This window comes from Caulobacter sp. D5 (genome assembly GCF_003185805.1).
Lineage (GTDB): Bacteria > Pseudomonadota > Alphaproteobacteria > Caulobacterales > Caulobacteraceae > Caulobacter.
Map to the genome: position 1 here is coordinate 1 of NZ_QHJY01000318.1, position 5964 is coordinate 5964.

Annotated in this window: 6 protein-coding genes; 3 read left to right on the forward strand and 3 right to left on the reverse strand. The window is 71.2% G+C overall.

Annotated elements, in window-relative coordinates; all coding sequences use genetic code 11:
- From DMC18_RS26655 to DMC18_RS19400, 3 genes are all read left to right on the forward strand, one after another.
- Window positions 1–578 (forward strand): hypothetical protein (locus DMC18_RS26655; protein ID WP_110133221.1); only part of this gene is annotated, 578 nt, incomplete at its 5' end.
- The gene (locus DMC18_RS19395; RefSeq protein WP_110133222.1) at window positions 503–2428 is read left to right on the forward strand and encodes an ABC transporter ATP-binding protein/permease; all 1926 of its coding nucleotides are present in this window, start codon (window positions 503–505) and stop codon (window positions 2426–2428) included. The genes DMC18_RS26655 and DMC18_RS19395, both read left to right, overlap by 76 nt.
- A 43-nt stretch (window positions 2429–2471) precedes the next feature.
- Entirely contained in the window at window positions 2472–2909 is a 438-nt protein-coding gene (locus DMC18_RS19400; protein ID WP_110121661.1) for a VOC family protein, read from the forward strand.
- 48 nt (window positions 2910–2957) lie between these two features.
- Here DMC18_RS19400 and DMC18_RS19405 read toward each other — a convergent pair whose 3' ends face one another.
- The 3 genes from DMC18_RS19405 to DMC18_RS19415 form a co-directional block, all read right to left on the reverse strand.
- On the reverse strand, window positions 2958–3347 hold the full coding sequence (locus tag DMC18_RS19405; RefSeq protein WP_158285938.1) for a MucR family transcriptional regulator: 390 nt from the start codon (window positions 3345–3347) through the stop codon (window positions 2958–2960).
- A gap of 75 nt (window positions 3348–3422) precedes the next feature.
- On the reverse strand, window positions 3423–4973 hold the full coding sequence (locus DMC18_RS19410) for a SulP family inorganic anion transporter (RefSeq protein WP_110121663.1): 1551 nt from the start codon (window positions 4971–4973) through the stop codon (window positions 3423–3425).
- Window positions 4970–5665, reverse strand: coding sequence for a carbonic anhydrase (locus DMC18_RS19415; protein WP_110121664.1), 696 nt, complete (start codon window positions 5663–5665; stop codon window positions 4970–4972). The genes DMC18_RS19410 and DMC18_RS19415 overlap by 4 nt, the downstream gene beginning before the upstream one ends.
- Window positions 5666–5964: the final 299 nt, after the last annotated feature.

Here is a 5964-nt window from a genome sequence, read left to right on the forward strand (position 1 = left end):
CGCCGACCGGCCAGGCCGTCAGCACCGAGGCCGACGCCGGCGGTCTCTGGCGCGCGATCCTGCCCGGCGCGGCCGAGCCCCGCCTCTTTGGCCTGTCGATGACCCGCGAGGGCCGCACCGTTCAGGCCGAAGGCTACCTCTTCGTCGCTCCGGAGGGCGCGGTCGCCCTGCTGCGGGCCGGCGGCGGCACCGAGCCGCTGTCGGGCCCATCCGATTCGCCGCGCATCCTGGCCATCGACTTCGACCGCGAGGGCGGGGCGGTGATTTCCGGCGTCGGCCGGCCCGGCGCCGGCTTCGGCGTCCGCGTCGATCGCGCCACCCAGGCCGAGGGCAAGGTCGACGCCCAGGGACGCTTCAGCCTGTCCCTGACCCAGCCCTTGGGCCCCGGTTCGCACACCGTGCAGGTGGCCGGCGAGGGCGGCGAGAACCTCGTCCGCCTGGATGTGTCGCCGCCCGGTCCGCTGACGGGCGGCCCCCTGCACGCCGAGCGCTTCGAAAGCGGCTGGCGCGCCGACTGGATGACCCCCGGCGGCGGGATCCAGACCACCATGCTGTTCACGCCGGGAACCGGCTCGTGAGGGGCTTTTCTTCGGCCGGTCGCGATCAGGCCCGCACGGCGCCGGAAGCCTCACGCCCGGTCTCCGGCTGGGAAGCTCTGGCGGAACTGCTGCGCCTCGTCCTGCGCTCGAAGGCGCCAGGCCTGACCTGGCGGCTGACGGCGGCCCTGGTCCTGACCTTCGCCGGTAAGGCTCTGGGCGTCGCCGCGCCGCTGCTGCTGGGCGCGGCGGTGAACCGGTTGGCGGCCGGGCAGGGCGCGGCCACGCAAGTGACCCTGTCGTTCGGCGCCCTGGCCCTGGGCTGGGCCGGCGTGCGCTTCATCGCCGCCGCCGCGCCCCAGGCCCGCGACGCGGTGTTCACGCCCGTCGCCCAGGCGGCCCAGAACCGCGCGGCGACCGAGACCTTCGCCCACGCCCTGTCCCTGTCGATCGACTTCCACCAGACCAAGCGGACCGGCGCCCTGTCGCGGACCATCGACCGCGGCGCGCGGGCCATGGATTTCCTGATCCGGGGCCTGGTCTTCAACATCGCCCCGACCCTGGTCGAGCTGGTGCTGGCCGCGGCCGTGCTGGCGCGGGCCTATGACTGGCGGTTCGCGGCGACGGCGATCGTCACGGTCGTGATCTACGGCGTCCTGACCTTCTCGATCTCCAACTGGCGGATCGGCCATCGCCGCGAGCTCAACGAGGCCGACGCCGAGGCCGCCAGCCGGGCCGTCGACGCCTTGCTGAACTACGAGACGGTCAAGACCTTCGGCGCCGAGGACCGGGCCGTCGGCGCCTACGAGCGCGCCCTGGCGACCTACGGCGCGGCCCAGATCAAGGCGACCAACTCGCTGTCGCTGCTCAACGTCGTCCAGTCGCTGATCATGAGCCTGGGCCTGGCGGTCATGGCCGTGCTGGCCGGCTCGGAAGCCGCCGCCGGCCGCATCGGTCCGGGCGACATCACCGCCGTCGTGCTGATCCTCGTGAACCTGTACCAGCCGCTGAACTTCCTCGGCTTCGCCTATCGCGAGATCCGCCAGTCGTTCATCGACATGGAGTCGATGATGGACCTGCGCCGCCAGGGCGCCGACGTCGCCGATGCGCCCGACGCCATCGACCTGCCGCCGACGGGCGACCGTCGGGGCGGGGCCGTGGCCTTCGAGGGCGTCTCGTTCCGTCACGGGGCGCGGTCGGACGGGCTGACGGATGTCGGCTTCGTCGCCCAGCCCGGCCAGACCGTCGCCATCGTCGGCCCTTCCGGCGCCGGTAAGACGACGCTGGTCCGCCTGGCCCTGCGGATGATCGACCCGCAGGCTGGCCGGGTGACGCTGGACGGCCATGACCTGAAGGCCCTGACCCAGGTTTCGTTGCGGCGGGCCGTGGCGCTGGTGCCGCAGGACGTGGCCCTGTTCAACGACACGATCGCGGCCAATATCGCCTTCGGCCGTCCCGACGCGACCGAGGAGGAGGTCTGGGGCGCCGCCCGGTCGGCGGAACTGGGCGACTTCATCGGCAATCTGCCCGAGGGCATGGAGACCAAGGTCGGCGAGCGGGGCCTGAAGCTGTCGGGCGGCGAGCGCCAGCGGGTGGGCATCGCCCGGGCGCTGCTGGCCGATCCGCGGGTGCTGATCCTCGACGAGGCCACCAGCGCCCTAGACAGCCGCACCGAGGCGGCGATCCAGGCGACGCTGCGCAAGGCCCGGGAAGGCCGCACGACCCTGGTCGTCGCCCACCGGCTGTCGACCATCGCCGACGCCGACGAGATCATCGTCCTGCGCCGGGGTAAGGTGGTCGAGCGCGGCCCGCACGCCGACCTGCTGGCGGCCGAGGGCGAGTATGCGGCCCTGTGGCGTCGCCAGACGCGCGGCAAGGTCGCGGCCGAGTAGCTGATCCGCTATATCGGCGCTTCGCAACACTTGGGAGGCTCCCTTGCGCTATCTGCACACCATGGTCCGCGTGAAGGATCTCGACGCCTCGCTGCGGTTCTACTGCGAAGGCCTGGGTCTCCAGGAGATGTACCGGATGGAGAACGAGAAGGGCCGGTTCACCCTGGTGTTTCTCGCCGCGCCGGAGGACGTCGAGCTGGCCAAGGAGCGCAAGGCGCCGCTGGTCGAGCTGACCTTCAACTGGGACCCGGAGGACTACCAGGGCGGCCGCAACTTCGGTCACCTGGCCTATCGGGTCGACGACATCTACGAGACCTGCCAGCGCCTGGCCGACCTGGGCGTGGTCATCAACCGCCCGCCGCGCGACGGCCACATGGCCTTCGTCCGCTCGCCGGACGGCATCTCGGTGGAGCTGCTGCAGGACGGCAGCCTGCCGCCCGCCGAGCCCTGGGCCTCGATGCCCAACACCGGCGCCTGGTAGCCGAACAGCAAGAAGGCCCGCCAGCACGGCGGGCCTTCTTCGTTGTTGTCAGCCCCGCGTGCCGAACCGCGCGGCGCGGGCGGCGGTGGAGCGCAGGTCCGAGAAGCTGGCGGCGACCAGCGGATAGTCGTCGGGCAGGCCCCACTTGGCGCGATATTCCTGCTCGGTCAGGCCCAGGCTGTTGAGGTGGCGCTTCAGGGAGCGATAGCGGCGGCCGTTCTCGAAGCTGATGATCGCATCGTCGCTGACGCTGGCGGCGATCTCATCGGGACTGGGCCGTTCGACCGGCGCGGCCGGCGTCGAGAACACCGCCTCCAGCGCCGCATAGGTGCGGGCGGCGAGGTCGGGCAGGTCGTCGGTGGAGACGACGTTGTTGTTCAGGTAGGCGCAAAGCACCTGGGCCGTCACGTCGGCGGCGCGTTCCTGGGCCTTGTTCATCGGTGGATCTCTAGGGTCTCGCATCGAAAAGAACCCCGGGGACGGCGGGCGGCCGTCCCCGGGGGCGGGGCAGGGTCAGTGGGCGCCGGCGGGACGCAGGCGGGCGCCGAACACGCAGGCGGGCGGCAGCTCGACCTTCGATCCCGTGCGCTCCTTGCTCTTGACCCACTCGCTGAGCACCTCGGTGGCGGTGTGGTCGAGCACGGTCAGGGCGCTGGTGTCGAGGCGGACGACGCCGCCGTCCGGCGCCGCGTCCAGGGCCTTGGTGATCTTCGGCAGCTGCACGAAGGTCGCCGCGCCCTCGAGGCGGATTTCCTGTTCCTGTTCGCCGACGTCGCGCTGGTCGATGCGCAGGCGCATCTTCTTCAGGTTCGGCAGCAGCTCGACGATGGTCAGGGCCAGGCCGACCAGGACGCCGGTGAGCAGATCGGTGGCGACGACCATGATGAAGGTCGCGGCCCAGATCAGCGCCGGCAGCAGGCCGTAGCGGGCGAACAGGTGGCGCACGTGGTCGAGGCTGACCAGCTTCCAGCCGGTGACCACCAGCACGCCGGCGAGGGCGGCGCTGGGCACCTGGCGCAGGACGAAGGGCAGCAGGGCCACGAAGGCCAGGATCCAGACGCCGTGCATGATCGCCGACAGGCGGGTGACCGCGCCGGCCTGGACGTTGGCCGAGCTGCGCACGATCACGCCGGTCATCGGCAGGGCGCCAACCGCGCCGCACATCATGTTGCCGACGCCCTGGGCGAACAGCTCCTTGTTGTACTTGGTGCGGGGACCATCGTGCATGCGGTCGACGGCGGCCGCCGACAGCAGGGTCTCGGCCGAGGCGATGAAGGCCACCGCCACGGCGGTCAGCACGATCATCGGATCCATCAGCTTGGCGAAGTCGGCTAGGCCCGGAACGGCGATGGCGGCGCCGATCGATTCCGGCACGGCGATCTTCTGGACGTCGAGGCCAAAGCCCATGGCCACGAAGGTGCCGGCCAGCACGCCGAGCAGGGCGCCGGGGACCAGCTTCAGCTTGGCGGGGCGGATCTTTTCCCACAGCAGGATCGAGCCGATGGTGACGACGCCGACCAGCAGGGCCGCTTCCGCGCCGCCGAAGGTCGAGGCCGACAGGCCGCCGAGGGCCGCCGGGATCGCCATCAGGTTGTCGAGGCCGTTGGCTTTCGGCTTGTCGCCGAACAGCACGTGCAGCTGGCCCGCGACGATCAGCACGCCGATGCCGGCCAGCATGCCGTGGACGACGGCCGGCGAGATGGCGCGGAACCATTGGCCCATCTTGAGGGCGCCGGCGATCAGCTGGACGAGCCCGGCCAGGACCAGGATCGGCCCGAGGGTCGACAGGCCGTGCTTGGCGACGATCTCGAAGACGATGACGGCGAGGCCCGCGGCCGGGCCGCTGACCTGCAGGGGCGAGCCGGCCAGGGCGCCGACGATGATGCCGCCGATGATGCCGGTGATCAGGCCGCGCTCGGCCGGTACGCCGGAGGCGACGGCGATGCCCATGCAGAGGGGCATGGCCACCAGGAAGACGACGATCGAGGCGGTCAGGTCACGCGACAGGAACGCCGTCAGACCAGCCTTCGCGCCGTTGGGGGAGGAAACGGCGGGGCGGGTCATTCGGCGGCGATGCCCAGGTGGTCGGCGGCGACCATGCGACGGCTCGGGCGCTGGGCGACGGGCAGGGGAGCGCCTTCGAAGACCTGTTCGAACTGGCCGGTGTCGCCGTTGTAGGCCTGGATCTGGCCGGTCTCGATCTCGAAGAACCAGCCGTGCAGGGTCAGCTCGCCCTTGGCCAGGCCCGAGGCCACCGAGGGGTGGGTGCGCAGGTGGTTGATCTGGACGACCACGTTCTCGAGCGACAGGGCGCGGGTGCGCTCATGGTCGCCCAGGCCGTGATAGGCGTTGCAGACCACGCTGTGGGCGGCGTGGGCGTGGCGCAGCCAGGCGGCGACGTTGGGCATCTTTTCCAGGGCTTCCGGATGCGAGAAGGCCTTCATGGCCCCGCAGTCGGAGTGGCCGCAGACGACGATGTCGCGAACGCCCAGCGCCACGACGGCGTATTCGACGGCCGAGGAGACCCCGCCGTTGGCCTGGCTGAACGGCGGCACGATGTTGCCGGCGTTGCGGCAGACGAACAGATCGCCGGGCGCGGCCTGGGTGATCAGCTCGGGCACGACGCGGCTGTCGGCGCAGGAGATCATCAGGGCCTTGGGGCTCTGGCCGTGGCTGGCCAGGCGCTCGTAGAGGGCGCTCTGGGCGGGAAAGACCTGGCCGCGGAAGAGGGCGGCGCGTTCGAGAAACTGTTCCAAGGGAACCTCCGTGCGATGGCCGCGACGTCCGGGGAAAGGGGGAAACGGACGTCGCGGCACGGCGCGGCTGGACCGCCACGCTAGGGAGGAAGTTGGGGGGCGGCTTTTGCTGCGATGCAGCGGGTTTGTGTCAAAGGGTGTCTGGGCGAAAGACCCTCCCCCTGAAGGGGGAGGTGTCGGCGAAGCCGACGGAGGGGGTAGTGACTGCTCCGGTCGGCGGTTGCGTTGAGGTCATCGGGACTTCCCCCTCCGGCCCTCCGGGCCACCTCCCCCTTCGGGGGGAGGGTCTTGGGGCATGG